This window comes from Thermoflexus sp., assembly GCF_040289485.1.
Taxonomy (GTDB): Bacteria; Chloroflexota; Anaerolineae; order Thermoflexales; family Thermoflexaceae; genus Thermoflexus.
In genome coordinates this window covers 1-19,633 of the sequence record NZ_PSLG01000029.1, presented here as the reverse complement: position 1 = coordinate 19,633, position 19,633 = coordinate 1, and the positions used below count along the sequence as shown (strand labels likewise).

The 19,633-nt window shown below is 67.2% G+C and carries 17 protein-coding genes and 1 pseudogene; 13 read left to right on the top strand and 5 right to left on the bottom strand.

From position 1 onward, the window contains the following. Positions 1 to 27 precede the first annotated feature (27 nt). Together C4313_RS06670 and C4313_RS06665 are read right to left on the bottom strand one after the other, a co-directional pair. Complete coding sequence (locus C4313_RS06670; RefSeq protein ID WP_352429089.1) at positions 28 to 1,491, bottom strand: ABC transporter ATP-binding protein; 1,464 nt, start codon at positions 1,489 to 1,491, stop codon at positions 28 to 30. Between the two features lie 121 nt (positions 1,492 to 1,612). Then, positions 1,613 to 2,878, bottom strand: a complete 1,266-nt coding sequence (locus C4313_RS06665; protein ID WP_352429088.1) for a BMP family lipoprotein — start codon at positions 2,876 to 2,878, stop codon at positions 1,613 to 1,615. A gap of 154 nt (positions 2,879 to 3,032) precedes the next feature. On the opposite strand from C4313_RS06665, the gene C4313_RS06660 reads away from it, so the two are divergent. The 4 genes and pseudogenes from C4313_RS06660 to fbp all read left to right on the top strand — a co-directional run bounded on the left by C4313_RS06660 (position 3,033) and on the right by fbp (position 7,934). Further along, the gene (locus tag C4313_RS06660) at positions 3,033 to 3,338 is read left to right on the top strand and encodes an HrpJ domain-containing protein (RefSeq protein ID WP_352429087.1); all 306 of its coding nucleotides are present in this window, start codon (positions 3,033 to 3,035) and stop codon (positions 3,336 to 3,338) included. A 148-nt stretch (positions 3,339 to 3,486) separates the two neighbouring features. Continuing rightward, positions 3,487 to 4,887: pseudogene (glyA, locus tag C4313_RS11685) on the top strand (serine hydroxymethyltransferase); the annotation flags it as partial. A 210-nt stretch (positions 4,888 to 5,097) separates the two neighbouring features. Further along, positions 5,098 to 6,660 (top strand): glycine cleavage system aminomethyltransferase GcvT, encoded by a 1,563-nt coding sequence (gcvT, locus tag C4313_RS11680; protein ID WP_503012454.1) that lies wholly within the window; start codon positions 5,098 to 5,100, stop codon positions 6,658 to 6,660. Between the two features lie 122 nt (positions 6,661 to 6,782). Next, complete coding sequence (gene fbp, locus C4313_RS06650; RefSeq protein ID WP_352429085.1) at positions 6,783 to 7,934, top strand: fructose-1,6-bisphosphate aldolase/phosphatase; 1,152 nt, start codon at positions 6,783 to 6,785, stop codon at positions 7,932 to 7,934. A gap of 77 nt (positions 7,935 to 8,011) precedes the next feature. On the opposite strand, the gene C4313_RS06645 is transcribed toward fbp, so the two are convergent. After that, positions 8,012 to 8,473 carry a dTDP-4-dehydrorhamnose 3,5-epimerase family protein gene (locus C4313_RS06645; protein ID WP_352429084.1) on the bottom strand — a complete coding sequence of 154 codons (462 nt, stop codon included), beginning with the start codon at positions 8,471 to 8,473 and terminating at the stop codon, positions 8,012 to 8,014. A gap of 158 nt (positions 8,474 to 8,631) precedes the next feature. Between C4313_RS06645 and C4313_RS06640 the strand changes: the two genes are divergently transcribed. The 8 genes from C4313_RS06640 (at position 8,632) to C4313_RS06605 (ending at position 16,546) form a co-directional block, all read left to right on the top strand. Next, positions 8,632 to 9,273: a LysM peptidoglycan-binding domain-containing protein gene (locus C4313_RS06640; RefSeq protein WP_352429083.1), complete on the top strand. Its 642-nt coding sequence runs from the start codon at positions 8,632 to 8,634 to the stop codon at positions 9,271 to 9,273. Positions 9,274 to 9,283: 10 nt separating this feature from the next. Next, positions 9,284 to 9,871: an NUDIX domain-containing protein gene (locus C4313_RS06635; RefSeq protein WP_352429082.1), complete on the top strand. Its 588-nt coding sequence runs from the start codon at positions 9,284 to 9,286 to the stop codon at positions 9,869 to 9,871. Then, positions 9,871 to 11,685: a VanW family protein gene (locus C4313_RS06630; protein ID WP_352429081.1), complete on the top strand. Its 1,815-nt coding sequence runs from the start codon at positions 9,871 to 9,873 to the stop codon at positions 11,683 to 11,685. Before C4313_RS06635 ends, C4313_RS06630 begins: the two co-directional genes overlap by 1 nt. A 114-nt stretch (positions 11,686 to 11,799) precedes the next feature. Then, entirely contained in the window at positions 11,800 to 12,498 is a 699-nt protein-coding gene (locus C4313_RS06625) for a septum site-determining protein MinC (protein ID WP_352429080.1), read from the top strand. Positions 12,499 to 12,537: 39 nt separating this feature from the next. Further along, entirely contained in the window at positions 12,538 to 13,344 is an 807-nt protein-coding gene (gene minD, locus C4313_RS06620; RefSeq protein WP_352429079.1) for a septum site-determining protein MinD, read from the top strand. Next, a complete protein-coding gene (minE, locus tag C4313_RS06615) occupies positions 13,341 to 13,598 on the top strand; it encodes a cell division topological specificity factor MinE (protein WP_352429078.1) in 258 nt (85 codons plus the stop codon). The genes minD and minE overlap by 4 nt, the downstream gene beginning before the upstream one ends. After that, on the top strand, positions 13,595 to 14,713 hold the full coding sequence (locus tag C4313_RS06610) for an FtsW/RodA/SpoVE family cell cycle protein (RefSeq protein ID WP_352429077.1): 1,119 nt from the start codon (positions 13,595 to 13,597) through the stop codon (positions 14,711 to 14,713). Before minE ends, C4313_RS06610 begins: the two co-directional genes overlap by 4 nt. A gap of 186 nt (positions 14,714 to 14,899) precedes the next feature. Next, positions 14,900 to 16,546 carry an AAA family ATPase gene (locus C4313_RS06605; protein ID WP_352429076.1) on the top strand — a complete coding sequence of 549 codons (1,647 nt, stop codon included), beginning with the start codon at positions 14,900 to 14,902 and terminating at the stop codon, positions 16,544 to 16,546. Positions 16,547 to 16,566: 20 nt separating this feature from the next. Here the strand turns inward: C4313_RS06605 and C4313_RS06600 are convergent, their stop codons facing one another. Together C4313_RS06600 and C4313_RS06595 are read right to left on the bottom strand one after the other, a co-directional pair. After that, positions 16,567 to 17,433 (bottom strand): TolB family protein, encoded by an 867-nt coding sequence (locus C4313_RS06600; protein WP_352429075.1) that lies wholly within the window; start codon positions 17,431 to 17,433, stop codon positions 16,567 to 16,569. Between the two features lie 24 nt (positions 17,434 to 17,457). Then, positions 17,458 to 17,610, bottom strand: coding sequence for a hypothetical protein (locus tag C4313_RS06595; RefSeq protein WP_352429074.1), 153 nt, complete (start codon positions 17,608 to 17,610; stop codon positions 17,458 to 17,460). Between the two features lie 359 nt (positions 17,611 to 17,969). Here C4313_RS06595 and gatB point away from each other — a divergent pair, with 359 nt between their 5' ends. Then, positions 17,970 to 19,430, top strand: coding sequence for an Asp-tRNA(Asn)/Glu-tRNA(Gln) amidotransferase subunit GatB (gatB, locus tag C4313_RS06590; RefSeq protein WP_352429073.1), 1,461 nt, complete (start codon positions 17,970 to 17,972; stop codon positions 19,428 to 19,430). The last annotated feature ends 203 nt before the right edge of the window (positions 19,431 to 19,633 follow it).

Here is a 19,633-nt window from a genome sequence, read left to right as displayed (position 1 = left end):
CTCCTCAGAAATCGAATCCCCGCCGGCTCACCAGCCCCGGCCGGCGATCAGATGGCCCAGCCGATCCAAGGTCAGCGCTTCCACCGGCAGCGGCTCGGAGACACGCCCGCTGAAGAACACCATGATCCGATCGCAATACTGGAGGAGCTCCTGGAGATCCGAGGAGATCACCATCAGGGCCGCCCCCGCCCGGGCCCGCTCCTTCAGGCGCCCCCAGACCCAGAGGCTGGATTCCACGTCCAGGCCGCGGGTCGGGTGTTCCAGCAGCAGCAGGCGAACCGGGGTCCGAATGAGGGCCAGCAACGTCCGCTGCTGGTTCCCCCCGGAGAGGGCCTCCACCGGGGTCTCCGGCCGCCCCCGGATGCTGAACTCCCGGATCCGCTGTTGGGCGGCCGCCCGGGCCCGCTCCCAGTCGATCAAGAACCGGCCGTTGGGGTAGATCAACTGGAAGTGCTCAGTAAGGGTGAGGCCGGGGATCAGGCCCTCCTCCAGCCGGTTCGCCGGCACGAACAGCACCCCGGCCTCCAGGAAGGCCCAGTAGGGCTTCCCTGTCAGATCCCGTCCCCCCACCCGGATGGCGCCCGCCCACGGGCGCACCAGGCCCGCGCAGGCCCGCATAAAGAGTTGCTGTCCGCTCCCCTCCATGCCCGCCAGCCCGATCACCTCGCCGGCCCGCACGGTGAGGGTCACTGGGCCCATGCGGAGCCGATGGTCCCCCACCTCCAGGCCTTCCAGTTGTATGACCGGGTCGCCCGGGGAGATCCGCTCGCGCGCAGGGGCAGGGATGGGACGGCCGAACATCAATTCGACCAGCCGCTGGGGGGCATAGGGGGGTGCGACCTCCCCGGCCAGCCGGCCCTGGCGGAGCACCGTCACCCGATGGCAGAGCTCCTCCACCTCCTCCAGTTTGTGGGTGACGAAGATCACCGCCTTCCCCTCCTCCGCCAGACGGCGGAGGGCGGCGAACAGCCGAACTTTCTGAGGGGCGCTGATCCCCGTGGTCGGTTCGTCCAGGATCAACACCCGCACCCCTCGCCACAGCAGACGCAACAGTTCTAGTTGCTGGCGCTCTCCCACCGTCAGGCTGTCCACCCGGGCCTCGGGATCCAGTTCGAAGCCGAACTGCTCAGCCAGTTCACGCAGGGCGCGGCGCGCCCCCCGCCGGTCGAGCCACAAGCCCCCCTCGTGCCCCAGCATGAAGTTGTCCAGCACCGAGAGGCCCGGGAAATCCATCGGGTCCTGGTGCAGCATCCCGATGCCATGCTGCAGGCCTTCCGCCGGGGACGCCAGCCGAACCCGCCGCCCGTCGAGGAAGATCTCCCCCCGGTCCGGCCGCAGATACCCGGAGAGGATCTTCATCAAAGTGGTCTTGCCGGCCCCGTTCTCCCCCAGGAGACCGTGGATCGATCCCGCCTCCACCGTCAGGCTGACGTCCTGGAGGGCCCGGACCGGGCCGAAGGATTTATAGATATGGCGGAGTTCGATTTTCATTGAAACGTTGCCTGTTCGCCGAAGGATCCGCCCACCAGATATGGAGAGAAGGGGCGGCTCCGGCCGCCCCTTCTATTTTATTTAGAACGAGGGACCGAGGACGCGCCACGGCGGGGCCCAGTTACTTCGTGGGGACGCTCTGGCCCTCCATGCCCTCGAGGAGCTGGGGCAGATACCAGATCTGCTGGTCGGTGGCCACCTTGCCCTCCTCGACGTAGAGCGTCACGTCCTGGAGCCGGATGGGCCCCTTCCAGAGCTGGATCGCGCCGTCCCCCAAGCCCTTGATGAACTCATCCACCCGGGCGGCGGCCTCCGGGCTGAGGGCCTTGCCCTTCACGAACCCCACGTGGCTGGTGTCGGGGTTGTTGATTTCCTTCCAGTCGGGCCCCACCCAATCCCAGGAGGGCTTCCATGTGCCCTCCAAGACGGCCTTGATGTGCTTCAGGTAGGAGGGGCCCCAGTTGAAGTAGGGCACGCCCAGGCAGACGTCGGGGGCCTCCTCACAGGCGCCGATGTAATCGTAGGGGATGGCCCAGACCTTCTTGCCAGCCTGGGTGGCCTTGGCCGCCTCCCGCAGCGCCTCCGTCGTATCGATGCCCGAGATGATCACATCGTAGCCGGCGTTGATGAAGTCCTGGGAGACCTGGGTGGGATCGGCGGTGACGCCGGGGATGTGGAACCAGAAGCCGATCCAGGTGACCTTGAACTTGAGGTCGGCCGCCGGCTTGCCCCGATACTTCTCCCAACAGTATTTGGCGCCCAGGTAGGCCGAGGCGGCCAGCCGCCGGGTCTCATCGTTGATCAGGGGGCCCAGGTAGCCGATCTTCCCGGTCTGGGTGGTCAGGGCGGCGGCACAACCCGCGATCATCTTGCCGTATTCCATCTTGCCCATCACGTTGGCCAGGTTGGGGATGCCCTTGTAGTTCTTCCCTTCCTTCCAGGCATCATCTCCCGAGGCGTGGATGACGACGATGTCCGGATGGGCTTTGGCGAACTTGATGGCCTCGTCTTTGTGGTCGTCGGAGTTGAAGATGATCACCTTGGCGCCCTTCGCCACCAACTCCTCCGCCAGTTGCGAGGCGGTGGTGCCCGGCCGGTCCGCCGGGTTCACCTTGTCGATGTAAAGCATCTTGGCTCCTGGAAGCTTCTGTTCGACATATTTGCCCGCCTCATAGTGGGCCTGGCTCCACCCCCGGTCGTTGTAGGGGCCCACCAGAAGCATCCCGAAGATGATCACCTTTGGAGCGGCGGTGGGGGTGGGCAGGGCCGGCGCCGTCGTCGGCGTGGGCGATGGGGGGGGCGTGGCCGGCTGGGCGCACGCCGCCAGCAGCAGGGCGAGACCCAGCAAGAGGTTCACCGCGATCCACCGTTTCGGTTGAGGAACCATCCTCTCCTCCTGGAGCGGGGATCTTGGCTTCTATTTTATTCAACCGACGAAAGCCGCGCAAGCGAGACACCCACCGCCCACGAGGCACGCGCATCCGGCCGGGACGTTGATTCGGTGTAAGATTGAGAAAGATCTTTCCGATCCGGGAGGGACCATGTCCTCATCCCAAACGCCCCCTTCGGCGGAGGAGATCCGCCGCCTGCTGGAACGCCTGGGCGATCTCTCCGAGGACGAACGGGCCCTGTTGCTGGCGCTCGCCGAACTGGATCAGGAGACCGGCCATGCCCTCTCCCCGGAGGCGCAACGGCTTCTGGAGGCCCTCGCCGCCTCCTTGCGCGCCTACGATCCGGCGGAGATCCGGGCGGCCGTGCGCCGGATGGTCCACGCCCACCCCCAAAGTCCAGGAGAGCGTTGGCCGGCGGACCTGCGTCGCGGCTTCCGGGGTCGCCGCAAGCCCTGACCGTCGCCCCGCCGCCCCCCAAACGCCCCTCCGGAAAATCCCCGGCCGGCACCGGCGGGGACCTTGACGCGCCCCTCCCCCGCCCGTATGATTAGAGGCAGAAGCCCTTCTCTTTGGAGGGAGATCCCCCCACCGAGAGGAGCCACCTATGCAGGATTTCCTGTTCCGGGGTTCGCTGGCCGAAGTGGATCCGGACGTGGCCGCCCTCATCCGTTACGAACACGAACGACAGATCCGCAAACTCATCCTGATCCCCTCGGAATCCTACGCCCCGGCGGCTGTCCGCGAAGCGCTGGGCTCGGTTTTCCAGAACATCTACGCGGAAGGCTATCCGCATGAGCGCACACGAACCCAGACCGAGGCCGAGCTGCTCGATTACGAGGATCAACTGGGGTTCTATCGCCGCTACGGCGACCAGCGGTATTACAAGGGCGTGGAATACGCCGACATCGTGGAGGCCCTGGCCCGGCGGCGCTGCGCCGAAGCCTTCGCCACACCGGAGATCCCGCCGGAGCGTATCTTCGTCAACGTCCAGCCCCTCTCGGGGGCCCCCGCCAACAACGCGGTCTATGAAGCCCTCCTTCGGCCCGGTGACACCGTGATGGGCATGTCCCTCGTCCACGGGGGTCATCTGACCCACGGCTCCCCGGTCAACCGCTCGGGCAAACATTACCGCATCGTCTGGTATACCGTGGACCCCCAGACCGAGCGCCTGGATTACGATCAGATCCGGGACCTGGCCCGGCAGCACCGGCCCAAGATGATCATCGCTGGCTATACTTCGTATCCGTGGGCGCCGGACTGGAAACGCTTCCGGGAGATCGCCGACGAGGTCGGTGCCTATCTCCTGGCCGACATCGCCCACACGGCCGGGATGGTGATCGCGGGGGCGTATCCGAACCCCCTGGGCTACGCCCACGTGATCACCTTCACCACCCACAAGACCATCATGGGGCCCCGAGGGGCCTGCATCCTCACCACCGACCCCGAACTGGCCCGCAAGATCGACCGGGCGGTGTTCCCCGGGGAACAGGGCGGCCCCCATGTGAACGTCTTCGCCGCCCTGGCCGTGGCCTTCAAACTCGCCCGTACCGACGCCTTCCGGGAACTGCAACACCAGATCGTGCGCAACGCCCAGGCGATGGCCCGCCGCCTGGCCGAGCGGGGCCTACGCATCCCCTACGGGGGGACCAACACCCATCTGCTGCTGATCGACTGCAAGTCCGTGCGGGGGCCCGACGGCACGCCCCTGATGGGCGACCCCGCCGCCCGGGTGCTGGACCTGGCCGGCATCGTGGTCAACCGCAACACCATCCCCGGCGACACCGGGGCCGGGGCTGCCAGCGGCATCCGCCTGGGCACCCCCTGGATCACGCAGCGCGGCTTCCGGGAGCCGGAAGCGGAGGCCCTGGCCGACATCATCGCCGACGTGCTGTGGGCCTGCAAACCCCACCGCTATTATGTAGGGCGCGACCTGGTCTACCGCACCAAGGTGGAGTTCGACGTCCTGGAGGAGGCCAAGTTGCGGGTGGCCGAACTGGCGGCCCGGGCCGGCGCGGACGTGACGCTCCCGAAGAGCGGCTACCCCCACTACTGGTTTATCACCGACCGCCTCCCGGCCGCCGAAGGAAAGGCTGTCCTGGAGATCCAAGGCGATCGGGTGGCCGAGTTCCTGGACGCAGCCCTGACCCAGCGGGCTGTGGGCCTGAAGATCGGGGAAGGCGCCCCGACCTTCCTGCTGGAGGCCGATGGACAGGTGATGAGCCCGGGCTATCTCCTGCGGGACGGCCCCGAGACCTTCCGGCTGGTGGTGCCCGAGGAGCGGGCCGGCCGGGTGGCCGCCTGGCTGCGGGACCTCTCGGACGGCTACGTGCGCTTCGACGCGGACATCTGGGCCAAGCTCCCCGGCCCTCTGCGCATCCGGGAGATCCCGGCGGAGGACCCGCGGGCGGTGGAGGCCCGCCGTCGGGCCCGCTTCCCGACGGACCTGGGGGACGAGCAGGCGGTGGCCATCCGCAAGCCGTTTTTCATCGGCTGGCGGGCGGCCGACGGCCATCACCGGGAGCGCTTGGCGCCGCTGCCGGCCTTCGCCTGGCAGGAGCCGGAGGGCGCCCCCCTCAAACGGACCCCCCTCTACGAACTCCACCGGGAACTGGGGGCGAAGATGATCCCCTTCGCCGGCTGGGAGATGCCGGTCTGGTATACCGGGGTGAGCGAAGAGCACCGGGCCGTCCGCACTGCCGCTGGCCTCTTCGACGTCTCCCACATGGGGGTCCTAGAGGTGAGCGGCCCCGGCGCCCGCGCCTTCCTGGACCGGGTGACCACCAACGATCTGATGGCCCTGAAGGTCGGGGAATCCCAATACACCTATCTTCTGGATCCCGAGGGCCATGTGCTCGATGACCTCATCATCTACGCCCTGGACCCTAACCGCTACATGCTGGTGGTCAACGCGGCCAACAACGACAAGGACTGGGCATGGCTGAACGCCGTCGCCCGCGGCGAGGTCCGCATCGACGGGGAGCGGCCGTGGGCCCAACTGGAGGACGAAGTGGTCCTGCGGGACCTGCGGGACCGGCGCTGGGGGGAGGATTGCCGGGTGGATCTGGCCCTGCAAGGACCCCAGGCCCTGAAGATCCTCCAGCGCCTGGCCGACGGTGAGGGGCAGGCCCGGCTGGCGGCCCTCCAGCGGGGGCAGGTCGCCCGTCTGACGCTCCAGGGCTTCGACCTGATCATCTCGCGCACCGGCTACACCGGGGAGCGCATCGGCTACGAACTCTTCGTCCACCCCGATCGGGCGCCCGCCCTCTTCGAGCTCCTGCTGGACGCCGGCAAACCCTTCGGCCTCAAGCCGTGCGGCCTGGGCGCCCGCGACAGCACCCGGACCGAGGCAGGGCTGCCCCTCTACGGCCACGAGCTGGCAGGCCCCTTCGACCTCACGCCGGGCGACGCCGGGTTCGCCTCCTTCGTCAAACTGTATAAGCCCTTCTTCGTCGGCCGGAAAGCCTACATGGCCCGTGAGGCCTGGCGGACGATGGAGGTGGTCCGCTTCCGCATCTCCGAGAAGGGCGTCCGACTGCCCAAACTCGGCGATCCGGTGGTGGACCGCCGCGGCCGCGTGATCGGCTACGTCACCAGTTGTGCCCTGGATACCGAGGGCTTCCTCACCGGCATGGCCTGGATCGAGCGGGCCTACCAGGCCGAGGGGACGCCCATTGGGATCCTGGTAGGGGCCGGTGGCGGCCCGGAGCGCCCCCGGGTGGGGGATCGCCTGGCGGTGCCCATCTCGGCCACGGTGGTCAGCCGGTTCATGGGCCGATAGCGGATGTCTGGCTGGCGGAGGAAGGCCCGGTCATCTGAGGAGGCGCGATCGAGCGGGCCCCGACCCCAGGGGCGCCGGGGCCTGCTGAAGGCCATCGGATCACCATCCGAAGGGGGTGCGCGATGAGCCAGGAGATCACAGTCAGCGTGATCAAGGCGGACATTGGGGGCATGGTGGGCCACTCCGGGATCCACACCGACCTGGTGGCCCTGGCCCGCCAGCATCTAGAGGAGGCCCAGCGCCGGGGCGTGATCGTCGATTACTATGTGACATGGTGCGGGGACGACCTCCAGTTGATCATGACCCACCGCCACGGCGTCGACAGCCCCGTTGTGCACGGCCTGGCCTGGGAGACCTTCGAGCGCTGCACAGTGAAGGCCAAGGAGATGAAGCTCTACGGGGCCGGCCAGGACCTCATCGCCGACGCCTTCTCGGGCAACGTGCGGGGGATGGGCCCTGGCGTGGCGGAGATGTCCTTCGTGGAGCGCCCCTCGGAGCCGATCATCGTCTTCATGGCCGACAAGACCTCGGCCGGGGCGTGGAACCTCCCGCTGTTCCGTATGTTCGCCGATCCCTTCAACACGGCCGGCCTGGTGATCTCCCCGGCCATGCACGAGGGCTTCCGGTTCGAGGTCCACGATGTGAAGGGCCACAAGCGGATCTTCTTCAACTGCCCGGAGGAGATGTATGACCTTTTGGTCTTCATCGGGGCGCCGGGCCGCTATATGATCAAGGCCGTCTACACCAAGAAGGGGGAGATCGCCGCTGTCTCCTCCACCGAGCGCCTCTCGCTCATCGCCGGGCACTACGTGGGCAAGGACGACCCGGTGTGCATCGTGCGGGCCCAGGGGATCTTTCCCGCCGTGGGGGAGATCCTGGAGCCCTTCACCATGCCCCACATCGTGGAGGGCTGGATGCGGGGCTCTCACTACGGCCCGCTGATGCCGGTGCCGCTGCAATATGCCAAGTGCACCCGCTTCGACGGCCCGCCGCGGGTGGTGGCCCTGGGGTTCCAACTGGCCGACGGCCGGTTGGTGGGGCCGCGGGATATGTTCGACGACCCGGCCTTCGACGAAGCCCGGCGGCTGTGCAACGTGATCGCCGACCACTTCCGCCGCCACGGCCCCTTCGAGCCGCACCGGCTGCCGATGGAAGAGATGGAATACACCACGCTCCCCGAGGTGGCCGAGCGCCTGGCCGCCCGCTGGGAGCCGCTGCCGGAGGCCCACCCGGCGGTGGTGGGCGGCGATGGAAGCGCGGCGGAGGCCGATTGAGCCAATGGAAAGGAGCCGGGCGGGCATCCCTGCGCCCGCCCGGCCTCCCATCGCGGGCGCTGGAAAGATGGGATCCCTCACGTGATGGGCGGCGGGGCGAGCCAGTCGTAGCCGATGGTGGGGTCGTCGTGGGGGATGCGGCCCTCGTCGGCCGGATCGTAGGTGCGGGAGGTGATGTAGAACAGATGGACAGGCGTCGGGCTGATCACCTTGCAGCCGTGGGCCACACCGGGCGGGATCTTCAGGACGCGCGGCGGGGCGTGGTCGCCCAGGTAAAGCACCATCGTTTGCCGGTAGGTCGGCGAGTCGGTCCGCAGGTCGTGGAGGGCCACCTTCAACGTCCCCGTCGCCACATACCACCAGTCGGTTTGCTTCCAGTGGATGTGCCAGGCCTTGATCACCCCGGGATACATCAGAGAATGGCTCCATTGGGCGAACCCCTCAGCGAAGAAGGAGTCCGTCACCCGGATGATCTCCCGAAAGAACCCCCGGTCGTCCACGTAGGTGACCAGTTCCTTGATCTCGACCCCCGCGATCATCGGCCTTCCCTCCGCGCAGGTTGGCGGCATGCCCGCCCAGCCGCCCATTATAGCCAAAGGCATGGCCCTTGCCTTTCCCTCTCGGTTGTGTTAGCCTTGCGTTACCTGCGGGCGTCCGGAACCGTCGCCCAGGCTGTTGATCTCACCAGGAGGCCCCTATGATCGGCAACCGTGGAACCCGTGCGCTGGCTGTCCTGAGCCTGTTCCTGCTGGCAGCCTCCGCCGCCTGCCGGCCGGTCCGCTCCCGTTCCGGGCCGGTGACCGCCACGCCGCCTGGGCCCCTGATCATCGGGCCCACGGCCACGCCGCCCGCCGAAAGCGTTCCCCCGATGCCTACCGAGACCCCGCTGCTGGTGCTGCCCACTCCGGCGATGCCCCAGGGGGCACCAACCCCGACCCCGCCCCTTTCCCCGTTGCCGTCGCCCACGCCCGTGCCGGTCGCCCCGCAGCCCACCCCTGCGCCGTCGGCGAAGACGGTGACCCATGTGGTCCAGCCGGGCGAGACCCTCTTCCGCATCGCCATGCGCTATGGCACCACGGTGGAGGCCATCGTCCGGGCTAACCAGCTGGTCAACCCTGACTTCATCGTGCCGGGGCAGCGCCTGGTGATCCCGACCGGCTCCGCGACCGGCGGAGCCCTCACCGGCGGCGAGCGGATCTACATTGTGCAGCCCGGAGACAACCTGTTCCGCATCGGGCTGAAGTTCAACATGAGCTGGACGGTGATCGCGGCCCGGAACGGCATCACCAACCCCAACGCCATCTTCCCCGGGCAGCGCCTGATCATCCCCAGCCCGTGAACGCCTGAGCATGCGAACGCGGAGGCTCTGCGCGGCCGGAGAGGGGGCCGCCGCCCATCCGCCGATGGCGGAGACCCCACTGGAGAGCCGCCGGGTGTATGCAGGCCGGATCCTTCACCTCCGGGTGGACACCGTGCGCCTTCCCTCCGGAAGGACGGCCTTGCGGGAGGTTGTCGAGCATCCCGGCGCCGTGGCCATCGTCCCCATCCTGCCGGACGGGCGCGTGGCCCTGGTCCGCCAGTTCCGCTACGCGGTCGGCCGGATCTCCTTGGAGATCCCCGCCGGCACCCTGGAGCCTGGGGAAGATCCGCTGCGCTGCGCCCAGCGGGAACTGGCCGAGGAAACCGGCTACCAGGCCGCCCGATGGGAACCCCTGGGGATCATCTGGCCAACACCGGGCTACAGCACGGAGGAGATCGCCCTCTTCATCGCGCAGGGCCTCACCCCGGGCGCGCCGCGCCCGGAGTTTGATGAAAACCTGGTGGTGGTCCCGATGGATTGGCCTGAGATCTGGGTGGCCATCGAGACGGGACGTCTGCGGGATGCCAAAAGCATCGTCGCCCTGACGTGGGCCGCCCGGCGACTGGGGAGGCCCTGATGGCGAGCCCAACAGCCTTCCCACGGTCCCGCCATACCCTCCGGTGGCTGGAGCTCCCGGCCGGCCTTCTGCTGGCCCTCGGGCTGGTCCTCTTGCTGGCAGCCGCCCTAGAATGGCGCTACGCCGATCGGATCTGGCCGGGGGTCTACATCGGGGAGGTGGCCGTCGGCGGGCTCACCGAGACGGAGGCCCGGGCCCGCTGGGCCGCGACCCTCCCAGACCCCCAACAGTCGCTCTGGATCGTGCAGGGACCCGGGTTCCGCCAGGAGGTCTCCATGGCCGACTTGGGGGCCCATATCGACGAGGCCGGCACCCTCCAAGACGCGATGGCCATCGGCCGGGGTGGTGGGCTCGCCGACTGGCCCGAGCGGATACAGGTCTGGTGGTCCGGCCGCTCGGTCCCGTCGCGGATCATCATCGACAAAGACCGGCTGGAGGCGCAGATCGCCGCGTGGGCGGCGGCCATCGACCGCCCCCCGCGGGACGCTAGGCTTTCCCTCCGGGGCAGCCAGGTGCTCCCCATCCCCGCGGAGACCGGGCGTCGCTTGGATCGGGCGGCAGCCCGCGAGCGACTCTTGACGGCTCTGGCGACCCTGCAGCCGGCCGTCCTCGACCTGCCCATTAAGATCCTCCCGCCGGCCCTCGAGGATGTGGAGCCCGCCCGCACCCAACTGACCCAGTGGCTGCAGGCCCCTATCCGCCTGGTGTTGCCCACCGGGACCCTCCCGGTCTCTCCGTCGGTGAAAGGGCCCTGGATCCTTTCGCCCCAGGACCTGGCCGAGATGGTCACTCTGGTTCGGGTCGAGGCCCCCCGCCCCCACCTGGAGGCTCAGATCGACGAGAACCGGCTGCGGGCGTGGCTCGCTCCCCTCGCAGAGGCCCTGCGGGCCGATCCCGTAGATGCCCGGTTCGTCTTCGACGAAGCCGAGGGACGGCTCATCCCCATCACCCCCGCCCGTTTCGGCTACCGGATGGTCCTCACCGACACCCTGGTCCGCATCCGGGAGAGCCTCTCCACGCCCAACCGGGAGGTCCCGGTGGCCATCGAACTCCTGCCCCCTCGATATCCGGAGACAGTCACGGCGGAAGCGCTGGGGATCACCGGGCGGATCGCCCAGGCCACCACCATCTTCAAAGGCTCCTCGCCGGCGCGTGTGCGCAACATCACCCTGGGGGCCGCCCGCATGCACGGCATCCTGATCCCACCGGGGGAGGTCTTCTCGTTCAACGCCCACCTGGGGGACGTCAGCCTGGACGCCGGCTTCGAGGAGGCTCCTATCATCTACAACGGGCGGACCATCCGGGGGGTGGGTGGGGGGATCTGTCAGGTTTCTACCACGCTGTTCCGAGCGGCCTTCTTCGGAGGGTTCCCCATCGTGGAGCGCTGGCCCCACGCCTACCGGGTGGGCTGGTATGAGCGGACCTTTGGGCCGGGCCTGGACGCGGCCATCTTCACGCCCACAGCGGATTTCAAGTTCCGCAACGACCGCGAAGGCCCTGTCCTGATCACGGCCCATGTGGACCCCCAGGCGGGCACGCTGACGTTCACCCTCTACGGCCCTGACGACGGGCGGAAGGTGATCATCGAGGGCCCCTTCGTCACCAACGTGGTCCCCCACGGCCCGGACATCTACGAGGAAGACCCCACCCTGCCGAAGGGGAAAGTGGTCCAGGTGGAATGGGCGGTGGACGGGGCCGATGTGCGGGTGCGCCGACGGGTGGAGCGCGGCGGGACGGTTCTCTGGGAAGATATGGTGTTCACCCGTTATCAGCCGTGGCCCGCCGTCTTCAAGGTGGGCACTGGAGGGCCATGAGAACCTCCGGCAGCCCCACGGCGGGATTTCAGGACTTATTTGCATTTTCATACCCTATAACCGAACATGGATGCGGATCTCGCTGAACGATGGGGCTCAGGATAGGAGTTCCGCATGCTAAGAGAGCCGGTTGCTATTAAAGGGATGGGGGATGCCTTGTGGTTCACCTTCGGCCCGGCGCCGTGGCCGGAGGCCCTGAAAGCCCTTGAAAGCCGTCTGGCGGCCAACCCGGCTTTCTTCGTTGGCGGCCGGGCGGTCCTCGCGTTGGGTGACCGCATCCTGGAGGAGGCCGACCTGCTGGCCCTCGTGGCCCTTTTGAACCGGTTCGGGCTGGCCCTGGCGGGGGTGCTCACCGAGCATCCGGTGACTCAGGCCGTGGTCCGGCGTATGGGATTGCCGCTGCAGCCCCCCCTGTCGGAGCGAGCCCCGGAGGCCCGTGAGCTCCCCCTGGAGTCCGCGTGGCTGATCCGCCGGACGTTGCGGGCAGGCCATTATCTGCAGGTCGAGGGTCACCTGTGTGTGATCGGGGACGTCCACCCGGGCGCGGAGGTGGCGGCGAGCGGAGACATCGTCATCTGGGGGCGTCTGCTGGGGACCGCCCACGCCGGCTGCGAGGGGGATGAGGGGGCTGCCGTCTATGCCCTGGAGCTCCGGCCGGTCCAACTGCGGATCGGGCGGTATATCGCGCGATCCCCAGAGGAGCACCGTCGCCTGACCCCGGAGCAGGCCTTCGTCCAGGACGGTCGCATCGTTGTTGAGCCGTGGCGCCCCCTTCTCTGGTGGGAGCGTTGGCTGAGCCGGCTGTTCCGATAAACGCCCAGCCGGTGGGGATGGAGAGAAAGGAGGTCTGAGATGGGCGCGCAAGTGATCACGGTGACCTCCGGCAAAGGGGGGGTTGGGAAAACCACTGTCACCGCCAACGTGGGGATGGCCCTGGCCCTGGCTGGGAAGAGGGTGGTGTGCATCGACGCCGACATCGGTTTGAGAAACCTCGATGTGGTCCTGGGCCTGGAGAACCGCATCGTCTATGACATCGTGCACGTGGTGGAAGGACGCTGCCGCACCCGTCAGGCCCTCATCCGCGACAAACGGGTTCCTGAGCTCTACCTGATGCCTGCCGCCCAGAGCCGGGACAAATCCGCTGTGCGGCCGGAGGACATGGTCCGCATCTGCGAGGAACTGCGGCCGGACTTCGATTATATCCTGATCGACTCGGCGGCTGGCATCGAGGAGGGGTTCCGCACCGCCCTGGCCCCTGCCGACCAGGTGCTCCTGGTCACTAACCCGGAGGTGGCCGCCGTGCGGGACGCCGACCGGGTGATCGGGCTGGTGGAGGCCATGGGCAAGCCCGCCCCCAAACTCATCGTCAACCGCCTGAAGCCCGACATGGTCCGCCGGGGGGACATGCTGGACACGGCAGACGTGCTGGAGATCCTGGCCATCGAGCTCCTGGGGGTCATCCCGGAGGACGAGCAGGTGATCGTGTCCACCAACCGGGGGGTCCCCGTGGTGCTGGAGGAGCGATCGCCGGCCGGACAGGCTTTCCGGGCCATCGCCCGCCGCCTGATGGGGGAGAACGTCCCCTTCGCCCTCTCCGAGGACGGGCAGGGGGTGCTGGGATGGTTGCGTCGGCTGGTGCGCAGCGGAGGTGGCCGATGAACTGGCTGGAGCGCTTGCGGGGTCAACCCTCCGCCCGGGAGACGGCCAAGCAACGCCTTCAGGTGATCCTGGTCCACGATCGCAGCGATCTCCCGCCGGGGCTGCTGGATATCATCAAGGACGAGATCATCGCTGTCCTCTCCCGGCACGTCCCCATCATCGCCGAGGAGGTCCGGGTCACCGTGACCCAGGACGCGCGGGAATGCCGTCTGGTGGCAGACATCCCGTTGGGGAACCGACATAGCCGGCCATGACCGGGTCGTTGCTGGAGCGCCTGGGGGCGTGGCGCCGTTTCGACAGCGGTCTGCTTCTGGGGGTGACGGCGCTGATGGTTATCGGGGTGGTCACCATCGCCAGCGCCGTGTTGCGCGCCCCGGACCTGGCCGATGCACCCCGGCGCCAGGCCCTCTACGGCCTGGCGGGGCTGTTGCTGATCTTCCTGATCGCCTCGGTCAACTACCGCACGTGGGGGTCCTTCCACCAGGGCCTTTACGTTTTGGTCTTGGCCCTGTTGCTGTTGGCGCTGATCGCCGGCCGCAGCCAGATCGCACCTGTCCGCCGCTGGCTGGAGATCGCCTCCTTCAACATCCAGCCGGCGGAACTGGCCAAGCCCCTGCTCATCCTCAGCCTCGGGCGCTTCCTGGCGGATCGGGAGGAGCGCCTGGACGCCTTCCGGACAGCCCTCGGGGCCTTCGCCTACATGCTCCTCCCGGCGGCCCTGATCTTCCTGCAGCCCAACCTCAGCACCGCCGTGGTGGTGCTGGCCATCGGGCTGGGGATGCTGTTCGCCTGGGGCCTCCGCCCCCGCCACCTGCTGGCCATCGGGCTGCTGGGCCTCCCCATGGCAGCGGGGGCCTGGACCGTGATGTTGCCTTACATGCGCGGGCGCCTGCTTCACTTCCTGGGGCTTCAGCCGGATCCCAACACCGCCTATAACCTCACCCAGGCCCTGATCACCATCGGCAGCGGCGGCCTATGGGGAACCGGATGGGGGCAGAGCCCGCAGAACATCTGGGGCTTCCTTCGAGTCCGCCACACGGACTTCATCTTCGCCGTCCTGGCCGGGGAGTTCGGGCTGGTCGGCGCCGTGGGGGTGCTCGCCCTCTATCTGTGGGTGCTCTGGCGGATCTTCCAGGCCGCCTGGGGGGCGGAGGACACCTACGGCCGCCTGATCGCGGTCGGGGTGGGAACGTGGATCGCCTTCCAGGCCCTGGCCAACATCGGCATGAACCTCGGCCTGATGCCGGTGGCCGGCCTCCCGCTGCCCTTCATCAGTTACGGCGGCAGCGCTCTCCTCTCCTTCTGCCTAGGCATCGGCCTGGTCCAGAGCGTCCGCATACACCGCGAGGCCTTCTCGATCCGCGGGTAAACCCCACCGGGAAGTCGGGGCTTTACCTCCCCTGGCCCGTCAAATGTTAAAATAAAAGGGACTCGGGGCCTTCCGAGGGCCTCCCAACGGGGGAGGGAGATGGGGGAGATCCGACGACCCCTTCGGCCGCGGCTTCGGCGGATCCTAACGCGAGGCTGGCATGGGTGGTGGCGTCGAGGGATCTGGATGGTGGGCCTGGGGGGATTGGGGTACTGGGCCTATGTGGAGCCTGTGGTGCTTAATGCAGTGCTTCTGCTCCTGCGCTTCGCTTTCCAGCTCCTCTTCGCCATCCTCTTTGTCCTCATCCAGTTCGTGGCAATCTTCTGGTTTATGTCCCGCAGCCGCGTGGAGGTGATCAAACCAGGCGACCCCAAGCAGGTCACTTTGGCAGATTACTGGGGGCAGGAAAACCTGGTGCGCCTGGTCCGACAGTGGATCGACCTGCTGTCGAATCGGGAACAGTTCGTGAAGATGGGAGGGCAGTTCATCAACGGCATCTTGCTCGCAGGCCCTCCGGGCACAGGAAAGACGATGCTGGCCAAGGCCATCGCCGGCGAGGCGGGGATCCCCTTTATTTCCATTGAGGGATCAAGCTTCCGTTCGATGTTCTGGGGTGTGGACGTCCTCAAGATGATATGGTTCGTCGGCAAGGCCCGCAAGTTGGCCCGGGAGTATGGGGCGTGCATCGCTTATATCGACGAGATCGACGCGATCGGGGCCAGCCGGGGCGGGGTCATGGGGGGCGAGCGAACCGGTCCTCTCGGCTGGCTGGGTTGGGGTGGCACCGGGGCCTTGACACGGCTTCTCTACGAGATGGATGGCATCACTCAGTTGACGCGATGGGAACGGATCAAAGGGCGGATCTACCGCCTCCTCGGAAAGCGCCCCCCGCCTCGCTCCTGGCACGTGCTGTTCATGGGTGCGACCAACCGGCCCGACGCCTTGGATCCGGCCCTGGTCCGCCCTGGTCGCTTTGACCGCATCATTTATGTCGACCTCCCCGATCGAGCGGGGAGGCGGGAGATCATCAAAGGATATCTTTCGAAAGTGAAACACGATCCGAACATCGACATCGACTCCCTGGTGGCAGACACAGCATGGGCCACCCCGGCCAAGATCATGGCCGCCATAACCAAGGACGCTGTGCGCATCGCCTTGTTCAACGGTCGAGATTACATCACCCAACGGGACATCGAATTGGCCCTTCAGGAACAGGCCATGGGGCTGGAGAACCCGATTGCGGAGATGGATCCTCTCCAGCGCCGCCAGGTGGCCTATCATGAGGCCGGTCACGCGGTGGCCCAATATTACCTGCTCCCGGACGAGCGGATCATCCGCGCCTCGCTGATCCGCCGCACCAACATGCCCGGGGCCCTGGGCTACGTCCACAGCGTTCCCAAGCAGGAGCTTTATACAGTTCCCCTTCGGCGCCTGGTGGCAGAGATCATGGTCTCCTTGGCGGGCCACGTGGCCACAAAGATCTTCATGGGGGAACACTGGACCGGCGCCAGCGCCGATTTCCGGCAGGTTCGGCAACGGATCCAGCTCCTTTTGGACCTGGGCTATTTCGGGCTCCACCCCATGAAGCCGGAGGAGCCGGAACGCTACCAAGACCTCATCGATCGGTTCTGGGCCGATTGCGAGGAAAAAGTGGAACGGTTGCTGCGGCAGCACGCGACTGAGGTGGAGGCGGTCGCCCAGGCCTTGCTGGAACGCCATGATCTCTCTGGGAACGAGGTAATCGCCATCATAGAGGCCGCGCGGTCCGGCGAGCCGATCCCTCTTCCATCCTCCACGCCGGTCCCGATGGCGTCCCCCTCCGCCACCTCTTAACCCTTCCCCAGAGGGGAGGCTCACCGAGGGGAATAGAAGGCCAAAACCCCATCCCCCAACCGTCGAGGCTCCAGCCAACCGGAAACGTGCAGCGCATAGATCCCAGCTTTCCCCCCCGGCTCCACCGCGGCAATCAGCACGAACCGGTCATCCGGCGACCAGAGAAGGGCCGATCCCTGGAACGCGTCAAAACGAGACAGGAGGTTCAGGAAGGGGAGCGTGGGGATGAAGGTGCCCAGCTCGCGGGCCGCCCCCGAGGGCTCGTAGACGCGGGCCTGGAGCAGGACCAGCCCCGAAGCCGGCTCGATCTCCAGGGGGCGAAACGCCAACAGCCTCCTGCCATCGTGGGACCATAAGACAGCCAGGTGGGGTTGATCGCCCAGCCGCATCAGCCGATCTGCTGGGATATCGTAGAGACTCAGCGGTCCGATGCGGGGAGCGGTGGTCGTCGGATCGGTGATCAGCGCCAAGTAACGGCCTGTAGGGGACCATGAAAAAGCAATCCCTCCGGTAAATGTGAGGACGGTGCGCGCGGCGGAGCGATCCAGGTTCTCCAATCGTAGCACGCTCGTGTTCCCTTCCTGTTCCGCCCACGCCAGCCATTGGCCATCCGGCGACCATGCCGGCGCGTTAAACGCTGCGGTGTGATCGGAGCGCCGTTCCACCGCCCCCTCATCCCACAACCGGAGCTCCAGATAACGTCCCTCCCGATGCCATGCCAGCACCCGGCGGACAGCGTTCCAGCTGAAGAAAAGGGAGTCCCCCCGAGCCAGAACCACCTCGCGCTGGGGCTCGGCCTCCAGGGCGCGCAAGATGTAGTTCCCGGAGCGACCGCTTCCTCGGGTGAGCACGAGCAGGGAGCGGGCGTCCAACCAGCTCAGCAGCACCGGCTCCTCCCCTTTCCACTCCCCCTACACCCAGCGAACCGGCGGGCCCCCCGGCGGAAGCGCCAGCGCGATCACCCGGGTGGTTGGGATCTCGGCGTTCACCTGCTCAAAGACGGCCAGATGCCCCCCATCCGGAGACCAGATCGGGAGCCAGTAGCGGCGATGGCCTTGCCCCATCGGCCCCGCATTCTCGGTTAAGGCCTGCCGACGTATCCCACTGACATCGGTCAAGTATAAGTTCCCGTCTGTCCCCAGGAGGATGATGCGCCCCACCCGCCTGCCCAAGATCCGCGCCAGGGGATCATCCGGAAGTTGAAAACCAGGAGGAGGGGCACATGCGGCCAGGAGACTGATCCAAAGAGCGAGGAGCCATCGTCCGCCACCCCTGCCCATCCCGCTATCCCTTCCCCCATATCTGTCAAAACATTTTAAAGGAAAACCTCCCTTCTTACATCCATTCGGGGAAGGCGCGCCCCTCGCTCGCCGGCGGGCGTTAAAATAGAAAGGGCGGCGACCCTTCGGGAAGGAGGTGGCTTGTGGAGTTCGAGCCGGTCATCGGCCTGGAGATCCATGCCGAGTTGCAAACGCGCTCCAAGATGTTCTGCCCGTGCCCGGTGGTCGATAGCACTGTGGCCGAGCCGAACCGTTATGTTTGCCCGGTCTGCGCTGGCATGCCCGGCACCCTCCCCGTGCCCAACCAGCGGGCCATCGAGTGGACCATCCTCACCGGCCTGGCCCTCAACTGCACCATCGCCGAATACAGCCTCTTCTATCGCAAGAACTACTTCTACCCGGATCTGCCGGCGGAATACCAGCGCTCGATGTATGATTACCCTCTCTGTCTCAACGGCTGGTTGGAGATCGAAGCCCCTGCCGGCCCGAAGCGGGTGCGCATCCGCCGCGTCCACATCGAGGAGGACACCGGCAAACTCATCCACGTGGGGGGCGCCACCCTGGTGGACTTCAACCGCGCCGGGGTCCCGCTGATGGAGATCGTCACCGAGCCCGATATGAACTCGGTGGAGGAGGTGAAGGCTTTCGCCACCGCCCTGCGGGCCCTGCTCCGCTACCTGGGGGTGAACTCCGGAGATATGGAGAAGGGCGTCATCCGCTTCGAGGCCAACGTCTCGGTCCGCCCGAGGGGCGAGACCCGGCTGGGCACCCGCACGGAGATCAAGAACCTCAACAGCTTCCGTGCCCTGGTCCGCGCGGTGGATTATGAGATCCGGCGCCAGATCGAGATCTTGCGCAGCGGCGGGACGGTGGTTCAGGAGACCATGGGCTGGGATGAAAGCCGAGGCGTGACGGTGCCCCAGCGGGGCAAGGAATATGCCCATGACTACCGCTACTTCCCGGAGCCTGACATCCCGCCCCTGGTGATCGCCCGCGAGTGGGTGGAGGCCCTACGGGCCCAGCTCCCGGAGCTCCCCCAGGCCCGCCTGGAACGCTTCGTCCGGGATTACGCCCTCTCCCGCTACGAGGCAGCCCTGCTCACTGAGGACCACCGGGTGGCGGATTACTTCGAGCAGGCGGTGGCCCTAGCGGTCCAGGGGGAGCCTGCCCTCGAACCGCGGACGCTGGCCGGGTGGATCACCGGGGAGCTTTTCCGTCTGATGAACGAGGCCCACTTGGAGATCCACGAGATCCGCGTGCCCCCGGAGGCCCTGGTGGACCTGGCCCGCATGGTCCAGCGCGGCGAGATCAACCTGAACACCGGCAAATGGGTGCTGCGGGAGGCCTTCGAGAGCGGCGAAGCGCCGCGCCGCATCGTGGCGGCCAAAGGGCTCACCCAGATCCGGGACGTCGCGGCGCTGCGGGAGATCGTCCAGCAGATCCTCGATGCCCATCCCAAAGAAGTGGAGAGTTATCTCAAGGGCAAGGAAGGGGTGCTCAAGTGGTTCGTGGGACAGGTGATGCGGGCCACCCGCGGCCAGGCGGACCCCCAGCGGGTCAACGAACTGGTCCGCGAGGCCCTCGAGGCCCGGCGGTCCGGTTGAGTTCCCAGGCCGACCGGCTGGCGCCGTCTTCTGGGATGATGCCTTGAGAAGGGGGCTACATCGCAGGGATCCGGCGCATCCGGCGGGGGGCTTTTCGATCCCACTCAGGGGAGGCCTACGGGCGGCGCCCCATCTTGTCTCGACCGATTCATGAGGTGATGGGGGTGAGGCCGTGGGCGGTGAGGGCTTCGGGGTTGAGGAGG

Excerpts from the sequence above, each read along its gene's own strand:
- C4313_RS06645 (WP_352429084.1), bottom strand. The coding sequence starts at position 8,473 with ATGATCGCGGGGGTCGAGATCAAGGAACTGGTCACCTACGTGGACGAC.
- C4313_RS06630 (WP_352429081.1), top strand. The coding sequence starts at position 9,871 with ATGGCGAGCCCAACAGCCTTCCCACGGTCCCGCCATACCCTCCGGTGG.
- C4313_RS06660 (WP_352429087.1), top strand. The coding sequence starts at position 3,033 with ATGTCCTCATCCCAAACGCCCCCTTCGGCGGAGGAGATCCGCCGCCTG.
- fbp (WP_352429085.1), top strand. The coding sequence starts at position 6,783 with ATGAGCCAGGAGATCACAGTCAGCGTGATCAAGGCGGACATTGGGGGC.
- C4313_RS06640 (WP_352429083.1), top strand. The coding sequence starts at position 8,632 with ATGATCGGCAACCGTGGAACCCGTGCGCTGGCTGTCCTGAGCCTGTTC.
- C4313_RS06635 (WP_352429082.1), top strand. The coding sequence starts at position 9,284 with ATGCGAACGCGGAGGCTCTGCGCGGCCGGAGAGGGGGCCGCCGCCCAT.
- C4313_RS06625 (WP_352429080.1), top strand. The coding sequence starts at position 11,800 with ATGCTAAGAGAGCCGGTTGCTATTAAAGGGATGGGGGATGCCTTGTGG.
- minD (WP_352429079.1), top strand. The coding sequence starts at position 12,538 with ATGGGCGCGCAAGTGATCACGGTGACCTCCGGCAAAGGGGGGGTTGGG.
- C4313_RS06605 (WP_352429076.1), top strand. The coding sequence starts at position 14,900 with ATGGTGGGCCTGGGGGGATTGGGGTACTGGGCCTATGTGGAGCCTGTG.
- gcvT (WP_503012454.1), top strand. The coding sequence starts at position 5,098 with ATGAGCCCGGGCTATCTCCTGCGGGACGGCCCCGAGACCTTCCGGCTG.
- C4313_RS06665 (WP_352429088.1), bottom strand. The coding sequence starts at position 2,878 with ATGGTTCCTCAACCGAAACGGTGGATCGCGGTGAACCTCTTGCTGGGT.
- C4313_RS06670 (WP_352429089.1), bottom strand. The coding sequence starts at position 1,491 with ATGAAAATCGAACTCCGCCATATCTATAAATCCTTCGGCCCGGTCCGG.
- C4313_RS06610 (WP_352429077.1), top strand. The coding sequence starts at position 13,595 with ATGACCGGGTCGTTGCTGGAGCGCCTGGGGGCGTGGCGCCGTTTCGAC.
- minE (WP_352429078.1), top strand. The coding sequence starts at position 13,341 with ATGAACTGGCTGGAGCGCTTGCGGGGTCAACCCTCCGCCCGGGAGACG.
- C4313_RS06595 (WP_352429074.1), bottom strand. The coding sequence starts at position 17,610 with ATGGGGCAAGGCCATCGCCGCTACTGGCTCCCGATCTGGTCTCCGGAT.